22 protein-coding genes, 1 tRNA gene and 1 pseudogene are annotated in these 18905 nt (G+C 61.5%); 8 read left to right on the forward strand and 16 right to left on the reverse strand.

The genetic code is table 11. The features are described 5' to 3' along the window. Nucleotides 1–251: 251 nt before the first annotated feature. The 8 genes and pseudogenes from AC07UB_RS21430 to AC07UB_RS21465 all read right to left on the reverse strand — a co-directional run bounded on the left by AC07UB_RS21430 (nt 252) and on the right by AC07UB_RS21465 (nt 6545). The gene (locus AC07UB_RS21430; protein ID WP_492792813.1) at nt 252–1496 is read right to left on the reverse strand and encodes a hypothetical protein; all 1245 of its coding nucleotides are present in this window, start codon (nt 1494–1496) and stop codon (nt 252–254) included. Between the two features lie 87 nt (nt 1497–1583). Beyond that, nucleotides 1584–1739, reverse strand: a pseudogene (locus tag AC07UB_RS21435) (DUF4236 domain-containing protein); the annotation flags it as partial. An 82-nt stretch (nt 1740–1821) separates the two neighbouring features. Further along, nucleotides 1822–2493, reverse strand: coding sequence for a DsbA family protein (locus AC07UB_RS21440; protein WP_494654189.1), 672 nt, complete (start codon nt 2491–2493; stop codon nt 1822–1824). Between the two features lie 67 nt (nt 2494–2560). Next, the gene (locus AC07UB_RS21445; protein WP_492278954.1) at nt 2561–2773 is read right to left on the reverse strand and encodes an alkylphosphonate utilization protein; all 213 of its coding nucleotides are present in this window, start codon (nt 2771–2773) and stop codon (nt 2561–2563) included. Nucleotides 2774–2854: 81 nt separating this feature from the next. Further along, nucleotides 2855–3220 carry a hypothetical protein gene (locus AC07UB_RS21450; protein ID WP_494653679.1) on the reverse strand — a complete coding sequence of 122 codons (366 nt, stop codon included), beginning with the start codon at nt 3218–3220 and terminating at the stop codon, nt 2855–2857. A gap of 120 nt (nt 3221–3340) precedes the next feature. Beyond that, nucleotides 3341–3547: a DUF6494 family protein gene (locus AC07UB_RS21455; protein ID WP_492791779.1), complete on the reverse strand. Its 207-nt coding sequence runs from the start codon at nt 3545–3547 to the stop codon at nt 3341–3343. Nucleotides 3548–3557: 10 nt separating this feature from the next. Further along, the gene (locus AC07UB_RS21460; protein ID WP_494653677.1) at nt 3558–5468 is read right to left on the reverse strand and encodes a propionyl-CoA synthetase; all 1911 of its coding nucleotides are present in this window, start codon (nt 5466–5468) and stop codon (nt 3558–3560) included. Nucleotides 5469–5528: 60 nt separating this feature from the next. Then, a complete protein-coding gene (locus AC07UB_RS21465) occupies nt 5529–6545 on the reverse strand; it encodes a tetratricopeptide repeat protein (RefSeq protein WP_492791777.1) in 1017 nt (338 codons plus the stop codon). Nucleotides 6546–6920: 375 nt separating this feature from the next. Between AC07UB_RS21465 and AC07UB_RS21470 the strand changes: the two genes are divergently transcribed. The 3 genes from AC07UB_RS21470 to AC07UB_RS21480 all read left to right on the forward strand — a co-directional run bounded on the left by AC07UB_RS21470 (nt 6921) and on the right by AC07UB_RS21480 (nt 10304). Beyond that, on the forward strand, nt 6921–7943 hold the full coding sequence (locus AC07UB_RS21470) for a Bug family tripartite tricarboxylate transporter substrate binding protein (RefSeq protein ID WP_492791776.1): 1023 nt from the start codon (nt 6921–6923) through the stop codon (nt 7941–7943). Between the two features lie 83 nt (nt 7944–8026). Next, a complete protein-coding gene (locus AC07UB_RS21475; RefSeq protein ID WP_492791775.1) occupies nt 8027–8503 on the forward strand; it encodes a hypothetical protein in 477 nt (158 codons plus the stop codon). A 100-nt stretch (nt 8504–8603) separates the two neighbouring features. Continuing rightward, a complete protein-coding gene (locus tag AC07UB_RS21480; protein WP_492791774.1) occupies nt 8604–10304 on the forward strand; it encodes an MFS transporter in 1701 nt (566 codons plus the stop codon). A gap of 114 nt (nt 10305–10418) precedes the next feature. Here the strand turns inward: AC07UB_RS21480 and AC07UB_RS21485 are convergent, their stop codons facing one another. Further along, nucleotides 10419–10640: a hypothetical protein gene (locus AC07UB_RS21485; RefSeq protein ID WP_492791773.1), complete on the reverse strand. Its 222-nt coding sequence runs from the start codon at nt 10638–10640 to the stop codon at nt 10419–10421. A gap of 274 nt (nt 10641–10914) precedes the next feature. Between AC07UB_RS21485 and AC07UB_RS21490 the strand changes: the two genes are divergently transcribed. From AC07UB_RS21490 to AC07UB_RS21500, 3 genes are all read left to right on the forward strand, one after another. Beyond that, the gene (locus AC07UB_RS21490; RefSeq protein ID WP_492791772.1) at nt 10915–11703 is read left to right on the forward strand and encodes a thioesterase family protein; all 789 of its coding nucleotides are present in this window, start codon (nt 10915–10917) and stop codon (nt 11701–11703) included. A gap of 47 nt (nt 11704–11750) precedes the next feature. Further along, nucleotides 11751–12845: a hypothetical protein gene (locus tag AC07UB_RS21495; protein ID WP_492792764.1), complete on the forward strand. Its 1095-nt coding sequence runs from the start codon at nt 11751–11753 to the stop codon at nt 12843–12845. A gap of 100 nt (nt 12846–12945) precedes the next feature. Further along, complete coding sequence (locus AC07UB_RS21500) at nt 12946–13278, forward strand: YegP family protein (RefSeq protein WP_492791771.1); 333 nt, start codon at nt 12946–12948, stop codon at nt 13276–13278. 47 nt (nt 13279–13325) lie between these two features. On the opposite strand, the gene AC07UB_RS21505 is transcribed toward AC07UB_RS21500, so the two are convergent. After that, nucleotides 13326–14153 (reverse strand): MBL fold metallo-hydrolase, encoded by an 828-nt coding sequence (locus tag AC07UB_RS21505; protein ID WP_494653673.1) that lies wholly within the window; start codon nt 14151–14153, stop codon nt 13326–13328. A gap of 413 nt (nt 14154–14566) precedes the next feature. On the opposite strand from AC07UB_RS21505, the gene AC07UB_RS21510 reads away from it, so the two are divergent. Together AC07UB_RS21510 and AC07UB_RS21515 are read left to right on the forward strand one after the other, a co-directional pair. Next, nucleotides 14567–14962 carry a response regulator gene (locus AC07UB_RS21510; protein ID WP_492791769.1) on the forward strand — a complete coding sequence of 132 codons (396 nt, stop codon included), beginning with the start codon at nt 14567–14569 and terminating at the stop codon, nt 14960–14962. Further along, nucleotides 14959–15348: a response regulator gene (locus AC07UB_RS21515; RefSeq protein WP_492791768.1), complete on the forward strand. Its 390-nt coding sequence runs from the start codon at nt 14959–14961 to the stop codon at nt 15346–15348. Before AC07UB_RS21510 ends, AC07UB_RS21515 begins: the two co-directional genes overlap by 4 nt. A gap of 63 nt (nt 15349–15411) precedes the next feature. Here the strand turns inward: AC07UB_RS21515 and AC07UB_RS21520 are convergent. From AC07UB_RS21520 to hisD, 6 genes are all read right to left on the reverse strand, one after another. Beyond that, nucleotides 15412–15487: transfer RNA gene (locus AC07UB_RS21520), tRNA-Phe, on the reverse strand. Between the two features lie 166 nt (nt 15488–15653). Then, the gene (gene yacG / locus AC07UB_RS21525) at nt 15654–15839 is read right to left on the reverse strand and encodes a DNA gyrase inhibitor YacG (RefSeq protein ID WP_492791767.1); all 186 of its coding nucleotides are present in this window, start codon (nt 15837–15839) and stop codon (nt 15654–15656) included. Continuing rightward, a complete protein-coding gene (locus AC07UB_RS21530; protein ID WP_492791766.1) occupies nt 15829–16452 on the reverse strand; it encodes a Maf-like protein in 624 nt (207 codons plus the stop codon). The genes yacG and AC07UB_RS21530 overlap by 11 nt, the downstream gene beginning before the upstream one ends. A gap of 112 nt (nt 16453–16564) precedes the next feature. After that, entirely contained in the window at nt 16565–17017 is a 453-nt protein-coding gene (locus AC07UB_RS21535; RefSeq protein WP_492791765.1) for an arsenate-mycothiol transferase ArsC, read from the reverse strand. Between the two features lie 41 nt (nt 17018–17058). Beyond that, on the reverse strand, nt 17059–17565 hold the full coding sequence (locus AC07UB_RS21540; RefSeq protein WP_492791764.1) for a UPF0262 family protein: 507 nt from the start codon (nt 17563–17565) through the stop codon (nt 17059–17061). Then, nucleotides 17562–18857, reverse strand: coding sequence for a histidinol dehydrogenase (hisD, locus tag AC07UB_RS21545; protein WP_494653669.1), 1296 nt, complete (start codon nt 18855–18857; stop codon nt 17562–17564). Before hisD ends, AC07UB_RS21540 begins: the two co-directional genes overlap by 4 nt. Nucleotides 18858–18905 lie beyond the last annotated feature (48 nt).

The following is an 18905-nucleotide window of genomic DNA, read 5'->3' on the forward strand; positions in this document are numbered from 1 at the left end:
CTCCGCGCATGCGCGCGAAGGCGATGGAGCCTCGGGAGGCGCCGGGGTGTTTGCGAGACACCCGTAAGGCGAACCTTGCGATCGGTCCGCCTGCGCGATCTTGCGAGGACCGCGCGCGCCAAATGACTTTGGCGCTGCGCCTCCCGGCGCTCCACCGTCGTCACTTCGCGTTCTCCCGCCGCTCATGAGACGGCGAGATCATCGAAAATAGGAATATATTCTTTTAGGCGTTTGTCAAGGTATAGGAGCGGTTATTGCCGAATTAGACCCTCATTCTCGCGAACCGATGGAGATGGGGCTGACAACTTGGGGCGACGGCGCGGCAAGGGCACGGTACTGGGCAATAAATTTACCGGACCATTCTCCATCGATTGAATTGGCCGGTGCACTATCTGAGGCGCAGGAAAAGCTTTAAAGTCAGGTGTCTTGAAGTTTTCTTTTTCAAAAATTGGCCGAGGCGGCGCGGCTTGTTGCGTGTCGGATGACTTCGTCGGTCCTAAACTAGGATAGCGCGAAAAAATACGATCCTGCACACTAGGAAGAAAAAGAGTTTGGCTTGCACCAAGGAACGTTGCACAAGCGAAGAAGCAAATCGTCGGCCATTGTTTGGCAGTTTTGATGTACGAAATTGCCTTTGGCAACTCCAGTGACGCTTTGTGCAGAACTCCAATTACGTTGCACAACCGATTAGCAGCTTCGGGGTTCGAGTAATGAATCTTGCAATTCAACCCCCCTCCAGAAGAAAAATGCAGTTCACCGTATAAGCATACAGGAAGCTGCTTGTTGGAATTGAATCTGCGATCAGGCCCACCCTTCTTGTTTACATAGCGCCACGTATAGCCAACAATCGGCGCGTCAGCAGGTGGACTCTCCTCTTCGATAAATTTGGTTCGCGAGTTCAATACGTTCAAATGCTCATAAGGAACGGCCGCAACCGAACCATTTGCGACAATCAATGCCGCATCCGGCAAAAGGTAAATCTCTTCCTTTCCGGACTTTAAAGCAGGGAATACCGGCCCTCTACGAATACAGGTTGGACGGTCTAATCCTATCTGGATTCGTTTGCGTCGATTTAAAACCGTCGCTCCGGCGTTCCTTTTCCAATCCGCCGTATTACCCTCTGCTTGCACCCTCCAAACCGAGTTACAGGAAGCCAAGTCGTTAAAAGAATCGACCAGCGCATTTGCTATCTGGCCTGCTGCACCCTGCGGTTCGTAAGTAATTTTCACGGAGCGACGATAGCGGTCGAGCCCAATGGCAAGCGGTATGCATATCGTCGCATACAGAGCACTTAGCGATTGCCAAAGTTGATTTCCGTGAACAAGCGCAAGTACAAAAAGCAATACACTTATAAGCAGAATAAGGGACGCAAATTGAAGCCTGCGATTTGCGGCATTCAAAATTGGCGCTAGTTCACTCGTCGAGAACGCATTTATCCTTTCTGCGGAAGCACTCTCAATCGGAAGGAGCGTTGGCTCGCTAGCTCCGATTGGCATCTCTCCTTCAGATCGAAACGAATGATCGGAAACCGCCGGCGTGTTCGGGCGTGGGCTCGAATGAGGCGTATACTGAGACCACGAGAGACCTGTGCCGGGAATACCGGTGGTTATTCGCGTACCCTTCGATCCAATAGTGTAATGAAATCCACGAGGGCCAAGGGACACCGATGCCCCGCTGCCGCTCAAGTTCAGACGAACGCCCGGCAGTATCTTGAGTGATCGACGAAATCGAAATCCCATCTCGTAGCGCCCCCGCTACGAGAATTGTGGTGGCAATTTTACTCACCTACAAGCGAAAGTTGATCCCGTAGGAACACCAATTCTACTTCCTTTTCGCCCCGCCGTTCTTCGCTGCCTTCCTTGCATCCGCAATCGCCAGCTTGAACTGCTCCGCGGTCAGGCCGCCGGGGACGCGGAAGGTGCCGACCACAAACGCCGGCGTGCCGCGAAAGCCGAACTCTTCCGCCTGCGCATTGTTGCGCTTGAGCACCGCATCGATCTTGCCTTTGTTGGCCGCGAGATCCGCCTTGGCCTTGGCGACATCGACACCCGCCTGTGTCAGCGTGTCGTCGATCACCGCTTCGGTCAGGCGGCCGACCTTGGCCATCAGAGCGCGGTGCGCGGCCTCATACTTGTTCTGATACTTCGTGGCCAGCACCAGCCGCGCGGCATAACCCGATGGATCGCCGAGGATCGGCCAATCCTTCAGCACCCGCCGCACCTTGCCGTCCTCACGCACCACCTGATCGACCACCGGCGAGATCTTCTTGCAGTAAGGACACTGGTAATCGAAGTATTCGACAATCGTAATGTCGCCCTGCGGATTTCCGAGAGCGGGAATCTCGGGGTCGCGCAGCACGGCATCCTTGCTCAACACATCGGAGACGGCAGCCTGCTCCTGCGCCGGCGCGGTGCGCGCAGGCTCGAACGCCAGCACCGTCACGGCCAGCGCCGCGACGGCAAGGACGATATATTTTCGTTTCAACGCAAACATCATGTCACCAGGCTTCCGAATCGCAGAGCTTTCAAATCGCGGCGTTCACAACGGCCGACCGCGACGCTCATGCCTTCTTGAGAAATTCCGTGCGCAGCACCAGACCCTTGATCTTGTCGGTGCGGCCTTCGATCTCGTCCTCGTTATCGGTGAGATGAATGTTCTTCACCACCGTGCCGCGCTTGAGGCCGCTGGACGCACCCTTCACTTTCAGATCCTTGATGACGACGACGGTGTCGCCTTCTTTCAACTCGTTGCCGTTGCTGTCCCTGACCGCCATAACATGTCCTTCGTGATGCGCGGCATCGGCCGCCGAACTCGTGTCCGGACAAGAATGTCAGAACCGGATTACCAGGCAGCATTAGCGCCTATTGTTGAGCATGTCTTCCGCCAGATTGCGGTGGGCGCGCTCGATCCGTGTTTCGCTGGACTGGGTGTTGGCGGCCTGGCGGTCCTTCAGGCAGGCGGCAAACGCCGGCGAACCGGGCCCGGCGGCAGCGTTGGCGCGGCAATAGGCGTCACCGTCATCGGCGGCGATCGGCTGTTTCCGCTCGAACTGGGCGCACCCCGTCAGCAGCAGGGCGACGGTGGCGAAAGCGAGCATCATACGGAATGTTGTCTGCATCAGGTGACCACGAAAAGACTCTAAGATTTCGTCATGGCCGGGCTTGACCCGGCCATCCACGTCTTTGACCGCCACAACGGGCGAAAGCAAGGCGTGGATCACCGGTCGAGCGAAGCGACGCCGTCCTTCGAACGGCTATGCCCGGTGATGACGATTGTGATTGCCTCGCGCTCTGAGGCGCCCTCGCAAACGTCCAAATTCCGGTAAAACAGCGTCTTGAGCCTATGCAAGCTCGAGTTCGCCATCGACCGTAAATGAGAGAGCGACGCCACCGACCGTCAGCACCATTTTGGCCGGCAGCTTTTCGCTGCCCTTCAGGCGGCCGCCGGCAATCGCCTCGCGCACGGCCTTTTCGATCTCGCGCTGCGAGGTGACGCCGACCTGCTTGAGGAACTTTCGCACGCTGGTGTTGAATACGTCTTCGTTCATTGTCTTTCTCCTAGGTTCGGCCGCTGAGGGCCGTCTTGATTTCGTCCAGCACCGCGGGATCCTCGATGGTCGCGGGCATGGTCCACGGCTCATGGTCGGCGATCTTCTTGATGGTGCCGCGCAGGATCTTGCCGGAGCGCGTCTTCGGCAGCCGCGCCACCGTGATCGCGAGCTTGAACGCCGCGACGGGACCGATCTTTTCGCGCACCAGCGCGACGATTTCCTTTTCGATCTCCGCCACCGGCCGCGTCACGCGCGCTTTCAGCACGAGGAAGCCGCACGGCACCTCGCCCTTCACCGCGTCCTTGATGCCGAGCACCGCGCATTCGGCGACATCCGGATGCGAGGCCAGCACCTCTTCCATGCCGCCGGTGGAGAGCCGATGCCCCGCGACATTGATGATGTCGTCGGTGCGGCCCATGACGAAGACATAGCCGTCCTCGTCCTTGTAGCCGGCATCGGAGGTTTTGTAGTAGCCGGGAAATTCGTTGAAGTAGGCCTCCTTGCAGCGCTCGTCCTGCTTCCACAACGTCGGCAGGTTCGCGGGCGGCAACGGCAGCTTGATGACGATAGAGCCCATGGTGCCCGCAGGAAGCGGCTTCGCCGCTTCATCCACCACGTCCACCTGGTAGCCCGGCATCGGCACCGTCGGCGAGCCATGCTTGACCGGCAGCATCCCGAGGCCGACCGGATTGCCGGCGATGCACCAGCCGGTTTCAGTCTGCCACCAGTGATCCACCACCGGCACCTTCAATTGCTGTTCGGCCCACTCCACTGTCGGCGGATCGGCGCGCTCGCCCGCGAGAAACAGCGTGCGAAATTTCGACAGATCGTATTTGCGGATGAAGTCGCCGTTCGGATCTTCCTTCTTGATGGCGCGAAACGCCGTCGGCGCGGTGAAGAACGCCACCGCCTTGTGCTGCGAGATCACGCGCCAGAACGCGCCGGCGTCCGGCGTGCCGATCGGCTTGCCCTCGTACATGATCGAGGTCGCGCCATGAAACAACGGGCCATAGATGATGTAGCTGTGGCCGACCACCCAGCCGATGTCGGAGCCGCACCACCATACCTCGCCCGGCTTGACGCCGTAGAGATTGAACATCGACCATTTCAGCGCGACCAGATGTCCGCCGTTGTCGCGCACCACGCCCTTGGGCTTTCCAGTCGTCCCGGAGGTGTAGAGGATGTAGAGCGGGTCGGTCGCCAGCACCGGCACGCAGGGCGCGGATTTCTTCGCCTTGATCGCGGCGTCGCGCAGCTCGTTCCAGTCGTGATCGCGGCCGCTGACCAGATCGCAGGTCTGCTGCGGGCGCTGCAGGATGATGCAGGCCTGCGGCTTCACGCTTGACAGGTTGATCGCTTCATCGAGCAGCGGCTTGTACTGCACGATGCGGCCGGGCTCGAGGCCGCAGCTTGCGGAGAGAATGAGCTTCGGCTCGGCATCTTCGATGCGGGTGGCGAGTTCTTTCGCCGCGAAGCCGCCGAACACCACCGAATGAATCGCGCCAATGCGTGCGCAGGCCAGCATCGCCACCATCGCCTGCGGCACCATCGGCATGTAAAGAATGACGCGGTCGCCCTTCACCACGCCGAAATCCTGCATCACCGCAGCCAGGGTCTGCACCTCGTGCAGCAATTCCGCATAGGTGAATTTCGTGATCGTGTTGGACAGCGGCGAGTCATGAATCAGCGCGACCTGATCCGCACGGCCGCCGGCGACATGACGGTCGAGCGCATTGTAGCAGGTGTTGACCACCGCGCCTGCGAACCAGTGGCCGTAAAGACCCTGCGACGGATCGAAGATTTTCTTCGCCGGCTCGATCCAGTCGATCTCGCGCGCCGCTTCGGCCCAGAATCCTTCGGGATCGCGCATCGAACGCGCGTGGACTTCCGCATAGCGGCTGGTGGAAATGGTGGTCATTCTTGATGGTCTCCCGGAGCGTATTTCTCAATCATAATACAAAAATCGATTTTCAATTCTTTATTTGGCCTTCTCCTTCAGCGGCATCTGCGCGCCCATGCGTTCGATCTCGCGTGCAAGGTCCTTGCGATGCGTGACCGCGATCTCCAGGTCCGGATCGAGCCGGGCGGCCGTCGTGAAGTCCGCGAGTGCGCGCGGGCGATTGCCCTTCGCCCGCAACACCGTGCCGCGATTGTTGTAGGCAAGCGCTAGCTTACTGTTGAGCTCGATGGCCTTGCTGAAATCGGCCAGGGCGGAATCCAGATCATCCTTGAGCTGATAGGCGGTGCCGCGGTTCAGGTAGAACTTCGCCAGCGGCTTCAGGCGAATGGCATTGCTGTAGTCTTCAATCGCCTTCTCATAAGCATTGTTGCGCGCATAAGTCTCTCCGCGGCTATCGTAAAGCTCGGCCGAGGCGGGATCGAGACGAATGGCTTCGCTCTGGTCGTCGATGGCAAGATCGTAGCGCCGGGTTTTCTTGAAGACTGCGGCGCGCGCCGTGAATAACTTTACATCCTTGGGATTCAAACGAATCGCTTCCGTGTAGTCGCGCACGGCAAGACGCGGCTCCTGCCTTGACGCGAATGCCGACGCACGCAACGAAAACAACCTCGCGCTGCTCGGATCGAGCCGGATCGCCGCATCGTAGTCGTCGATCGCCTTCTCGTATTGCTTTGCGCCGACGTTGGCATCGCCACGGACCACAAACGCCTCGATATTCCGCGGATCGAGGCGAATGATCTCGTCGCCATCCTCGCGGGCGCGGTCGAAATCACCCTTCGCATGATTGGCGCGGGCACGGGCGATCAAGGCGGCAACATGCTCCGCGATGATGGCGCTGTTGGCCATCGGCGCGGTGGCTGGCGTGGTCTCGGGCTTTTTCTGATCTGGCTCCGTCGTCTCGGCGATCTGGATTACCGCCTGCTGCGTGACGCGCCAGTTCTCCTGCCACGCGATTGTCGCGGCCGGGTGCGTCCCCGACAGCATGGCCGCCGTCACCGCCAGAGACTTCACGACACCGGCAAGACAGAGACTCAAGGCATCACCTCAGGCAACCGCCGTCAGCGGTACGGATTGCTTCCGCCGTTGCGCAGACAGCAACAGCAAAACAAAGCCTTTGTATTGAGAGTTCCTTCGCGGTCAACCCGCCTGAATTCAGATGGAACATTCGGTCCGGTCGTCGGCGATGGGTATGGAAACCCCGCGGCCGTACAGACCGTTCTGTCCCGTCCGGACATGATTTGTTGCATTGCGATGACGCCGCCCGACACAGCTCTCGACGGCAGATCCTGAGGCGCAAGGATAATAGTCAACGCGCCGGGCTTCCTCTAGAACCCTCCTGCCATCAGCCGGCCAACGGCGATCAGGAACAAGGTCCGCACAGGCGGTCCGAAACGAGGAGACTTACCCAAGATGTCCAAGCGACCCGCTTCCGCGCAGCCTCCCTCAGGCGCCCGCGTCACACGCCGCTCCGTTCTTGCGGGCGGCGCAGCCGCATTCGCCGCCGTGCCTTTCCTGACGCGCACGTCGAAAGCCGCCGCATGGCCGGACCGCCCCGTCAAATTCGTCGTCCCCTTCTCGGCGGGCGGCACCACCGACATTCTCGGCCGGCTGGTCGCGCAGAAGCTCTCCGAAGAATACGGCCAGCAGTTCATCATCGAAAACAAGACCGGCGCCGGCGGCAACATCGCGGCTGATTTCGTCGCGAAGTCCGAACCGGATGGCTACACCTTCATCGTGGGCACGCCCGGCACTCACGCGATCAACAAGTATGTTCAGAAGAACATGCCTTACGATCCGATCAAGGACATCCAGCCGGTCACCATTATCGCGCGCGTGCCGAACCTGTTCTCGGTCACTCCGGAAGTGCCGGCGAAATCCGTCGCCGAGTTCCTGGCGCTCGCGAAAGCCAGCCCCGGCAAATATCTCTATGGAACGCCCGGCCTCGGCAGCACCGCCCATCTGTCCACCGAACTGCTGAAATCGATGACCGGCATCGACATCGTGCACGTTCCCTACAAGGGCAGCGCTCCCGCGCTGACCGATCTTGTGGCGGGCCGCGTCCATCTAATGATCGACAATCTGCCGGCGGTGCTTCCGTTCGCCGAAGCAGGATCGGTGCGGCCACTCGCGATCAGCACTGCGGAGCGCTGGCCGTTGCTGCCCAACATTCCCCCGATCGCAGAGACCGTAAAGGGCTATGACGCGGCCTCGTGGTTCACCGTCGCCGCTCCAGCGAAGGTGCCGAAGGATATCGTGATGAAGCTCAACGCGAGCATCATCAAGTACATCAAGTCGGCCGACGGAATCGAGCGTATCCGGAAACTGGGCGGCGAGCCGATCGGCAACACGCCCGAGGAAATGCAGGCGTTCGTCATCGCGGAGACCGAGAAGTGGGGCAAGGTCGCGGAGTTCGCCAAGCTCAAGCCTGAATAACCAGACCATCCCCGACGCCGTGGCGGATTGTGGTCCGCTGCGGCGGCGGGGAACATTTCACCGATCCTGCCATTGTCGAGTTCATGCCGCGCCCGATACGAACCAAGGATGCCGGACAGAACCCAAGAACATCCGCGACACAGCCGCGCCAGGAAAAGCAGCCGCGTCAGGTCTGGCTGATCTTGACCGGCGCCGGTCTCGCGGCGGCGCTCGCCGCAACCGCTTTCCTTCTGTCCTACCGGATCGAGCCGCCGCCCGACGATGCGCGCGTGGTGACCGATGAACTGCGGCTGACTTACGCGAGCATCCCCTGCGTGGTGTTCAACAAGCTGGACCGCGAACTGATCGCCAACCGCACCGAGGTCAACGACCCGTCGAAGCCGCTTCAGCTCTTCACATATGCGGCCGAGAAAACCATCGCCGACGTCAAGGCCGACACGAAATGGACACGCGACACAGCCTGCGGCTACGTGACGGGATTCGACCAGATCGTGACGCGCTGGATGCGCCTTGTCGGCTACCGGTCCCGCTGGGGAGACGACGGACAATGGCGCTGGTAGCAAGTCTCTTTTCAACCTGCTCCGATTGTAACACATTCCAGCTTCATACTGCGTTTCAGCCAGCTCCGTTTCCAGTGCAGCGATTCCAGGGATTCCCGTTTTGACCGCGACCACCGACAAATCCGCCAAACCGTCCCTGCTTGCGGCGAACGGCTTCGCCGCGCCATTGCGTCATGCGGTGTTCCGGCGGATCTGGCTGGCGAGCCTGCTGTCCAATCTCGGCCTGATGATCAACGGCGTCGGCGCGGCATGGGCGATGACGCAGATGACATCGTCCGCCGACATGGTGGCGCTGGTGCAGACCGCGCTGATGCTGCCGATCATGCTGCTGTCGCTCGCCGCAGGCGCCATCGCCGACATGTACGACCGGCGCATCGTCGGCCTCGCTGCACTGACGCTCGGCCTCGTCGGCGCGGTGACGCTCGCCGTTCTCGCCCATCTCGATGCCATTACACCCAACAGTCTGCTGCTGTTCTGCTTCATGATCGGCAGCGGCATGGCGCTGTTCGGACCGGCGTGGCAGGCGTCCGTCAGCGAGCAGGTCCCCGCCGATACGTTGCCCGCAGCGGTCGCGCTGAACGGCATCAGCTACAACATTGCGCGCAGTTTCGGCCCGGCGCTGGGCGGCGTCATCGTGGCGGCTGCCGGCGCCGTCGCGGCCTTTGTCTCCAACGTGCTGTTGTACGTTCCTCTTCTCATCGTGCTGTATCTCTGGCGGCGCACGCTCGAGCCGTCGCGGCTTCCGCCCGAACGGCTGCGCCGGGCCGTCGTCTCCGGCGTGCGCTACATCATTCACTCGCCATCGATCCGCATCGTGCTGTATCGCACGCTGATCACCGGCATCGCGGGCGGCTCGGTGCTGGCGCTGCTGCCTTTGGTGGCGCGCGACATCCTTCACGGCAGCGCGCAGACCTACGGCATCATGCTGGGATGCTTCGGCATGGGCGGCGTGCTCGGGGCCGTCAATATTTCAAGCATCCGCGCCCGTCTCTCCGGCGAGGCTGCGGTCCGGCTGTGCGCGCTGGCGATGGGTGTCGCCATCGGCGTGCTGGCGCTCAGCCGCTGGCCGGTGCTGACCGGCGCGGCGCTGGTCGTCGCCGGCGTGTCGTGGATGATCGCGGTCACGCTGTTCAATATCGGCGTTCAGCTCGCAACACCGCGCTGGGTAGCGGGCCGCGCGCTGGCCGCCTATCAGGCGGCGATTGCCGGCGGCGTGGCAATCGGAAGCTGGCTGTGGGGATACCTCGCCAACATTATCGGCGTGAATCACGCGCTGCTGGTGGCGGGCGCGGTGATGTTCGTCTCGCCGGTGCTGGCGATCTGGCTGCGGATGCCCTCGACCGACGGCGCCAATACCGATCCGGTCGATGCGCTTGCCGAACCGGAAGTGAACCTTCTGATCTCGTCGCGCAGCGGGCCGATCGTCGTCGAGGTCGAATATCGCGTGAGTCAGGAAAAGGCACGGGCGTTCTACACCGTCATGCTGCAGGTGCAGGCGACGCGACAGCGCAACGGCGCCTACGGCTGGTCGATCGCGCGCGACATCGCAGACCCTGAACTCTGGATCGAACGTTATCACTGTCCGACCTGGCTCGATTATCTGCGCCAACGCAACCGCTCGACGCAATCCGAGCGCGAACTGCACCTGAAGGCCATCGGATTTCACTTAGGCCCGGAGCCGATCAAGATTCATCGCCTGCTGGAACGGCCGCTGGGGTCGGTGCGGTGGAAAGACGAGACTCCCGACCGCGCCAAATCGGACGACGTGTCGATTGCAGCATCGACCGGCAGCGGCGTTTGATCGGGCATCAACATCGTCATTGCGAGCGAAGCGAAGCAATCCAACCTTTGGAAGAAAATACTGGATTGCTTGGTCGCAAATGCTCCTCGCAATGACGAATGGAACCCAAAATTATCAGTCGTCCGACGGCGGCGTGCTGTCCTCGTGCCAGCGGTTCGCGCGATCGAACATGCGCCAGTGGATGGCTTCGGTCTCCGCGAATTTTTCCGGGCTCAGCCAAGGCTTCAGCGCCTTGAGAGTTTTCTCCCACTGGGCGCGATCCGGTTTCGGCACATCGCCGAACAGCTTCGACAACTCACTCGAAACAATGCCTTTCGGCGAAACAAACTGATTCATGATCGTCGCCCCGCACGCGCACGCTACAGTCACGCAAGCTTCATATTTGAAACCATCTCGCGGCGTGATGCGAGAACGATTCCAAAGAGAGCACCAAACGCCTGTTGATAACTTGATTCGGTCAGCTTTATTGACCGATTGAGTCCGCGGTGAGTCCGCCGCGATGCGGAACCACGCGGCCACGCGACTCTGCGATCATATCAGCCATGACCGCGACCCCGGCGCGACGTGCGGCTATACATCGGAAGGCAATTTCAGAAACGGGTCCAATACGATGATCGATTTCACCGCGCTGATGGCGGGCATGACGACCGACGGCGACACCAGTTCGGTCACGGCGACCGAAGACTGGCTTCAGGGCCGCACCATCTATGGCGGTCTCTCCGCCGCCTTCTGCCTTGAAAGCGTGTCGCAGCAGTTCGGCGATCTGCCGCCGCTGCGTTCCGCGCAGTTTTCCTTTGTCGGACCGGCGGCGGGAACCGTGACGGTCCGCCCGACGGTCCTGCGCAGGGGCAAGTCGACAGTGTTCGTGGGCGTCGAGCTTTTCGGCGAAGCCGGGCTCGCGACACGGGCGACCCTCTGCTACGGCGCGGCCCGCGAATCGTCGGTCGCATTCGGCAGTCTGGCCGCGCCGCCCGTAACCGAGCCGGCCGATTGTCCGTCGTTCTTCCGCCCGATCCCCGGCCTGAACTTCATCCAGCATTTCGAAGGACGGTTCGCCGGCGGCAATGTTCCGTTCAGCCAAGGCAAGCATCCGGGGTTTTCGATATGGCTACGCCATCGCGACGCGGCCAAGCCCGCCTCCATGGCGGCCCTCGTCGCCCTGACCGATGCGCCGCCGCCCGCCGCTCTTGTGCTGGTGAAATCTTCGGGGCCGATCAGCACGATGACCTGGTCGATCGATCTTCTGACCGACAGGCTTGAGACAAGGGACGGCTGGTGGCTTCTGGAAACAAAAGCCGAAAGCGTCATCGGCGGTTATTCGAGCCAGGCGACCACATTGTGGAATGCGGATCGTCAGCCGGTGCTGGTCAGCCGGCAGAACGTGGCGGTGTTCATGTGAAGGGAATTCGATGGACGATTGCAGCTTCGTGCATCGCGGCCGCCACGATGGCGGCGATGCTGCCGTCCGTCACGCTCGCGCAGACGCCGCAGCAGATGGCGGAGTATCGCCGGAAACTGGCGGACTACACCGACGCCCGCCAGCAGTTCGATGAGGAAGCCTCAGCCTATTGGAACGCGATCGGCGACAAGCGGCGCGCACGCAACGCCAAGCGGCGCAACGGCGAAGCCATCGTCGCCGCAGACTATGTCCTGACCCAGCCGCCGGTTTACAGCGGACCGCCGAAGCCGGTCGATCCATCGCCGGCCGAAAAGCCGCCGACGGCGCGCAAGCCGCTGCCCGTGGTTGCGGATTTTCTCAGCAACGCCCGGGAGCATTTCCAGTTCGCACCGCGCAAGCCCGCGACCGAAATCGAATTCAAGCGCGCCTATGCGAAGGTAGCGTCGAGCTTCGGCCTGACCAGGGATCAGGCGGTCCGCATTTACAGCTTCGAGTCCGGCGGCAACGGCAAATATGACGTGCAGGCCGGGCTGGAAGGTTCGGGTGGCCGCGCGATCTCAACTGCTCTCGGCTACAACCAGCTTCTCACCACCAACACCATCGGCATCCTGACCGAACACGGCGGCCTCATCCTGAAGGCGCTGCGGGACAAGGCTAATCAGGCAACCGGGCCGCAAAAGGCCGAACTGGAGCGCAAGATCACAGTCGTCCAGCACATGGTCGCGCTCTGCAAGACCGTCCCGAACCAATGGAGCGCGCACGAAAAGCTCGGCGTCACGCCGCGCGGTATCGCGGTTCACGCGCTCAATCTCGATCTCGATGTCGGGCCGCTGCTGCAAACACTGAAGCTGATGGACTCGGTGAACTTCGCCAAACGCAAAGGCTACATGACATCGCTCAGCGCCGCGGAGCTTGAGATGATGAACCTCACCGGCGACGGCAACGGCTTCGACATGGTGTCGATGCCGCAGGCGATGCGCACCGTCGTACCGACATCGAATTTCTTCCAGCGCAACGGCTATGAGCGCAACCCGGTGGCGATCCGCAACAACGTCGTGGCCAAACTGCTGGCGGCGACCAACGCCCGGATGGACAACCAGATCGGCTTGCAAGGCGCCAAGGATCTGGCGGCGGCGTTCTGATGCAGCCGCTCTTGCACGCAAAGCCTCTCATAGAAGAACCCTTGTAGCGAGAGACGTACCTGCAATAGTCTGGTCGCGCATCACAGGGAGAAGCAAAGCGATGGCTGGGAAATTTGTACTGAGCAAAGGCGCGAGCGGAAAATTTCATTTTGTTCTGAAAGCGGGAAACGGCGAGACAATCCTGACAAGCGAGCATTATGAAGCCAAGGCTTCTGCCGAGAATGGTATTTCGTCGGTCAAGGAAAACGCGCCGAAAGACGAGCGCTATGAAAAGAAGAACGCCAAAAACGGCAGCCCAATGTTCAATCTCAAGGCCTCGAACGGTCAGGTGATCGGAACGAGCGAGACCTACTCATCGGAAACTGCGAGAGATGGCGGGATCGCATCTGTGAAAACAACCGCGCCCGGCGCCCCTACCGACGATAAGACCTGAGTTCGACAGGGCGTCCTGCATCGGTCACCGAACAGGACGCCTCCGCTCTACACGCCATCCAGAATAATGACTGTCGGCTTCTTCGGCAGCGTGTCGCGCGAAATGGTGAGCGACCGCTCGGGCCGAATGTCCATCTCGAACTGTCCATTCATCCGCCCGATGAAATCGCTCAACGGCGTCGCGAAGCGGTGCATCGGCAGCACGACCGAGGAGCGCAGCCGCCGCGTGATCTCCGACATGCCGTCGAGCGACAGCGTATATGTGCCGTCGATCGGCACCATCACGATGTCGAGACGGCCGATCGCGGCGTAGCGTGTCTCGTCCAGCGGGTGATGCAGATGGCCGAGGTGACCGATGCAAAGACCGGCGACCTCGAAAATGAAAATCGAGTTGCCGTCTTTTTGCAAAGCCTCGGAATCGAAACGGTAGGCGCGGATGTCGGTGGTCACGTTCCGGATCAGCACATCGCCAATGGTGAGCGCATGGTGCGCCGGCTTGCCATCCTCACCCCAGCCGCGCAGCACATGGGCGATGCGCGGATCCGGATTGAGCGTGTAGTGCGTGGAGTGCGCCCGGTTCATGGTCACGACGTTCGGCGATTTTCCGGCGGTGTAGGCGCCGCTGAAATCAGTCGCGATGGCCACATTGCCCGGCGTTTCGATGATGTAGGTCGAATGACCGGCATAGGTGATCGTCACCTCGCTTGTCGCCGCCGCCATCCGTGACAGGCTGGCGAACATGACGCGCGGCAACGACTGCGCGATGGCAAAGCATTCGCTCGGCGGCAGCCTGTCCTGCGCCATGCCGGAAACGGGCAACAGGACGATGCCCGACAAAGCCATGACGAACGCGATGAACAGGCGCAATCGATACATCGGGCTTCCCGTCTACCCGGGGCATTGTCCCCGAACAGCCGATTGTCTCAAGGCACGATCATGTGCGCAACGATGAAGGCGTCAAGTCACATGCAGCAAAAACGGAATTGACGAAAATCCCGCGCGGGGCCTACAATTTTCCATGCCCCAGGGTCAGCCGCCGCCTGCCTGTCCGCACTGTCATAAGCCGATGAGGCTGATGCTCGACAGGAATTCGTCCGGCCGGAAATACAAGTGCATCGATTGCGATGGCGATGATCCTATCCGGTCATCCGACATAGGCGCCCTTCTGCGGGCCAAAGAGTTGCAGCCGCCCAAGGGCAAGTAGCTACGCTAATTCATGAAAATCACCGGTTTTTGGGAACGAAGACGTCACGGTCTGCGTTGGACACGCGGCTCCGGGGTAAACTGGAATGAACTCTCCTGACTTGGCTGCGGCACCGCAAGACCGTGCGACCTTCGTGCTGGTGGTCGAAGATGAATTTCTTGTCCGGTTTTCAATCGCCGACGAACTTCGCGCCGCCGGCATGACGGTGATCGAGGCCGCCAATGCCACCGAAGCGTGGACCTATCTCGCATCAGGCGGCCGGGCGGACCTCGTATTCTCCGATATCCAGATGCCCGGCGAGATGAACGGCATCGACCTCGCCCGCCGGCTTCGCGACGAGTATCCAGCAATCCTGCTCATTCTCACGTCCGGCAATATCCCGGCGGAGCGCGTGGACGAACTGGCTCCTTTTATCCGCAAGCCCTACCGTTCTGCCGCAGTGATGTCAGTGATCGCTGAAACCCTGAAACGGAACCGATGACCACGACCGACAAGCAATGCGTCATGATCGTCGAATCCGACGTGCTTATTCGTCAGCCGTTGGCGGAGTATCTTCGCGAATGCGGTTACCGGGTGATTGAGGCGACCAACGACGCCGAAGCGCGGGAGTTTCTTGCGAAGGGCGTTGCGCAGGTCGGTGCGGTTCTGGCCGATGTGAACGCCTCGGGCGAAGCGCGGTTCTCGCTCGCGACCTGGATCCGGCAGAACTATCCGGGAACTCACGTCATCCTTGCCGGCACCATGGCGACGGCCGCCGAGAAAGCAGGCGATCTTTGCCAGGATGGTCCGGCGCTATCCAAGCCCTACGATCACCGCCTGGTTCTCGATCACATCAAACGCCTGCTTGCCGCGCGGGACCGCGAATAGACCAGCTATCGCAGCCGACTCAGCAGCTCAGATCAAACTGAATGACTGACGGTTTGAGGTGAATGGTGCCCAGGGGCGGGATCGAACCACCGACACTGCGATTTTCAGTCGCATGCTCTACCAACTGAGCTACCTGGGCGCCGCCCCGAACGCTGCCCGGGGAGAGCGCCGGTTTATAGTGAGGCTAGGCTTCCCTGTCCAGCCACCGGCGGATTTTCTAGGGCCGCGGCACACAGCCCGGCGTACCCTCAAAAACCTCCCGGATTCAAGACCTTCCGGCCGGGCCATAATGCGCTGAAACGGTCTTATTCCGGCTCGTCTTCGTTGTCGCTCTCGCGCGCCGGAATGGCATAGGAGCCCGAGAGCCAGCGGTTCAGGTCGACGTCCCGGCAACGTTCCGAGCAAAACGGCTTGGACGCTTCGACCGGCGGCTTGCCGCAGATCGGACAGGGTCTGGCGCCAGACGCGCGTTTGGCGCCGTCAACTGGCATTCAACCAGCCGAAGCGAATGGGGAAGCCTTCACCGCCCATCAGCGCGGTGGTTTCATAAAGCGGCAGACCGACGACGTTGGTGTAGGAACCGACCATCTTCACCACGAACGATCCCGCGATGCCCTGCACCGCGTAGCCGCCGGCCTTGCCGCGCCATTCGCCGGAACCGATGTAGGCCTGAATGTCGTCCTCGCTCAGCCGCTTGAAGCGCACCCGCGTTTCCACCAGCCGCTGACGGAATGTTTCCTTCGGCGTCACCAGGCAGATCGCGGTGTAGACGCGATGATTGCGGCCGGACAGGAGGCGCAGGCATTGCGATGCCTCGTCCACCAGTTCCGCTTTCGGCAGGATGCGGCGGCCGACCGCGACCACCGTGTCGGCGGCGAGGATGAAAGCTCCGCGCAGTTCATCGTCGAGTTGCACGGACTTCAGCGCCGCATCGGCCTTGGCGCGCGCCAGACGATTGGCGCAGGCGCGCGGCAGCTCACCGCGTTTCGGCGTCTCGTCGACATCGGCGGGGCGCAGCGCATCGGGCTCGACGCCCGCCTGATTCAGCAGGCTGAGACGCCGCGGCGAACCGGAGGCGAGAACGAATTTTGGGCGGCCTAACATGCGGGATTTGTCAATTTCGGTCAGGGGTCAATGGGCGCGGAAACTATCCGAAGGCACCCCTCGCGACAACAGCGGCACGCTGTGTCCGGAGGTGATTTTGCGTGATTTTTAGCTACTCGTTCTTGATGGCCGCTGGCGCAAAGCGCTCGCGGATACGCTGCCGCAGGCTTTCCCGGACGTGCCGGTAAGCGTCGAGTTGCAATTCACGGCGGCCTTCGACACCGACCGGGTCCGGCGTCGGCCAGTACTCCACCTCGGTCGCCGATGTCGTGGTCAGTTGAAGCGCCTTGTGATGCGCCTCCGGGGACAGCGTCACGATCAGATCGAAATTCAGACCTTCCCAGTCCTCCAGATCCTCGACGGTCCACGGCTTGTGGTTTGAAATATCGAGGCCGATTTCCTTCATCACGGCGACGGCGAACGGATCGAGTTCGGCCTTGCTGACGCCCGCCGACTGCACATACATCCCGCGCGGAACGAGATGGCGCAGCAGCGCCGCCGCCGTCGGAGAGCGGACGCTGTTTTGTCCGCACATAAAGAGGACCGCCTGCGGAGAACGCGCCATCCGTCAGGCGCTTCCGCTGATGACGGGAAGGACGTGACGCCTCATGTGCTGCCCTCGCCCTTCCAGTGCAGAACCGAAATCAAGGTGAACAGCCGGCGCGCGGTCTCGAAATCGACGCGGACCTTGCCATCGAGGCGTTCCATCAATGTGCGTGAGCCTTCGTCATGGATGCCGCGGCGGCCCATGTCGATGGCTTCGATCTTGTCCGGCGTCGCGGTGCGGATGGCCTGATAGTAGCTGTCGCAGATCATGAAGTAGTCCTTCACGATGCGGCGGAAAGGCGTCAGCGACAGCAGATGCACCACGCATGGCGTGCCGTCCTCGCGCCGGATATCGAACATCAGGCGGTTGCCGGTGATGCCGATATGCAGCGTGAAAGGCCCCGCGTGCGCGCCGTCCGGCGCGAAGAGGTTCTTCTCGACCAGATCGTAGATCGCGATGGCGCGCTCATGCTCGATGTCGGGCCCCGAGCGCCCGATGGATTCTTCATCGAGCGTCACCGCGACAACGCGGTTTTGAGCATCGCCGTCTGGTGGCGGCTTGCTCATGACAGATTGAGCCTCAGCCCGACCGAGCGCGCGTGAGCATCGAGGCCCTCGGCCTTGCCCAGCGTCATCGCCGCCGGGCCGAGCGCGCGAAGCTGATCCGGTCCGCACTTGAGGATCGAGGTCCGCTTCATGAAATCCAGCACGCCGAGGCCCGACGAGAACCGCGCCGAGCGCGCGGTCGGCAAAACGTGGTTCGATCCGCCGACATAGTCGCCGATCGCTTCCGGCGTGTGCGCGCCGAGAAAGATCGCGCCGGCATTACGAATGCGGGCGCTGAGATGTTCGGGATCGGCGGTGATGATCTCGAGATGTTCGGCCGCGATGGTGTTGGCGAGCGCGATGGAATCATCCAGCGCCTTGACCAGAATGATCGCGCCGAAATCATTCCACGAGGCGCGCGCGATGTCCGCGCGAGGCAACGTGGTGAGTTGGGCCTCGACGGCGCGCGCCACATCGTTCGCCAATGTCTCGTCGTCGGTAATGAGGATCGATTGCGCGTTGACGTCGTGCTCCGCCTGCGCCAGCAGATCCGCCGCGATCCAGTTGGCGTTCGCTGTGCGATCCGCGATCACCAGCACTTCGGACGGACCGGCGATCATGTCGATTCCAACTTTGCCGAACACCAACCGCTTGGCGGCGGCCACATAGGCATTGCCGGGGCCGACGATCTTCGCCACCGGCTTGATGGTCGCGGTGCCGTAAGCCAGCGCCGCCACGGCCTGCGCGCCGCCGACGCGGTAGATTTCCGACACGCCGCCGAGTTGGGCGGCCGCCAGCACCAGCGGATTGAGCTTGCCATCGGGAGACGGCACGACCATCACGACGCGCTCGACGCCCGCGACCTTCGCGGGCACCGCATTCATGAGCACCGATGACGGATAGGCCGCAGTGCCGCCTGGCACATAAAGTCCGACGGCTTCGATGGCGCTCCAGCGCCAGCCGAGTTCGACCCCTGCGGCGTCGGTGAACCGTTCGTCCTTCGGCAACTGGCGCTTGTGAAACACCTCGATGCGATCGCGCGCGAACTTCAAGGCGTCGAGCGTCGCCGCGTCGCAGGCCTTCACCGCCGCGTCGATTTCCGCGGGCGTAATCCGCAAGCCCCCGGCCTGAACGTCCAGCCGGTCGAACTTCTTCGTCGCCGCGATCAGCGCCGCGTCGCCATGCTTCGCCACGTCATCGACAATGGCGCGCGCCGCCGCGTCGATGTCGGCGGAGACTTCCCGCTTCATGTCGAGAAAGGCATCGAAGCGCTGGGCAAAGTCGGCGCTGTGGCTGCTAAGGCGGATCGGCATTCCAGGGTCCGGCAAATCTTTAAAAGACATCGTGATTGGCGCGATGCC

Source organism: Afipia sp. GW821-FHT04G03, from assembly GCF_059419985.1.

Coding starts and splice junctions, on each gene's coding strand:
- AC07UB_RS21510 (WP_492791769.1), top strand. CDS start 14,567: ATGAACTCTCCTGACTTGGCTGCGGCACCGCAAGACCGTGCGACCTTC.
- AC07UB_RS21470 (WP_492791776.1), top strand. CDS start 6,921: ATGTCCAAGCGACCCGCTTCCGCGCAGCCTCCCTCAGGCGCCCGCGTC.
- hisD (WP_494653669.1), bottom strand. CDS start 18,857: ATGCCGATCCGCCTTAGCAGCCACAGCGCCGACTTTGCCCAGCGCTTC.
- AC07UB_RS21535 (WP_492791765.1), bottom strand. CDS start 17,017: ATGGCGCGTTCTCCGCAGGCGGTCCTCTTTATGTGCGGACAAAACAGC.
- AC07UB_RS21475 (WP_492791775.1), top strand. CDS start 8,027: ATGCCGCGCCCGATACGAACCAAGGATGCCGGACAGAACCCAAGAACA.
- AC07UB_RS21515 (WP_492791768.1), top strand. CDS start 14,959: ATGACCACGACCGACAAGCAATGCGTCATGATCGTCGAATCCGACGTG.
- AC07UB_RS21530 (WP_492791766.1), bottom strand. CDS start 16,452: ATGTTAGGCCGCCCAAAATTCGTTCTCGCCTCCGGTTCGCCGCGGCGT.
- AC07UB_RS21495 (WP_492792764.1), top strand. CDS start 11,751: ATGGCGGCGATGCTGCCGTCCGTCACGCTCGCGCAGACGCCGCAGCAG.
- AC07UB_RS21445 (WP_492278954.1), bottom strand. CDS start 2,773: ATGGCGGTCAGGGACAGCAACGGCAACGAGTTGAAAGAAGGCGACACC.
- AC07UB_RS21505 (WP_494653673.1), bottom strand. CDS start 14,153: ATGTATCGATTGCGCCTGTTCATCGCGTTCGTCATGGCTTTGTCGGGC.
- AC07UB_RS21455 (WP_492791779.1), bottom strand. CDS start 3,547: ATGAACGAAGACGTATTCAACACCAGCGTGCGAAAGTTCCTCAAGCAG.
- AC07UB_RS21430 (WP_492792813.1), bottom strand. CDS start 1,496: ATGCCAATCGGAGCTAGCGAGCCAACGCTCCTTCCGATTGAGAGTGCT.
- AC07UB_RS21440 (WP_494654189.1), bottom strand. CDS start 2,493: ATGTTTGCGTTGAAACGAAAATATATCGTCCTTGCCGTCGCGGCGCTG.
- AC07UB_RS21460 (WP_494653677.1), bottom strand. CDS start 5,468: ATGACCACCATTTCCACCAGCCGCTATGCGGAAGTCCACGCGCGTTCG.
- AC07UB_RS21485 (WP_492791773.1), bottom strand. CDS start 10,640: ATGAATCAGTTTGTTTCGCCGAAAGGCATTGTTTCGAGTGAGTTGTCG.
- AC07UB_RS21500 (WP_492791771.1), top strand. CDS start 12,946: ATGGCTGGGAAATTTGTACTGAGCAAAGGCGCGAGCGGAAAATTTCAT.
- AC07UB_RS21490 (WP_492791772.1), top strand. CDS start 10,915: ATGATCGATTTCACCGCGCTGATGGCGGGCATGACGACCGACGGCGAC.
- AC07UB_RS21540 (WP_492791764.1), bottom strand. CDS start 17,565: ATGAGCAAGCCGCCACCAGACGGCGATGCTCAAAACCGCGTTGTCGCG.
- yacG (WP_492791767.1), bottom strand. CDS start 15,839: ATGCCAGTTGACGGCGCCAAACGCGCGTCTGGCGCCAGACCCTGTCCG.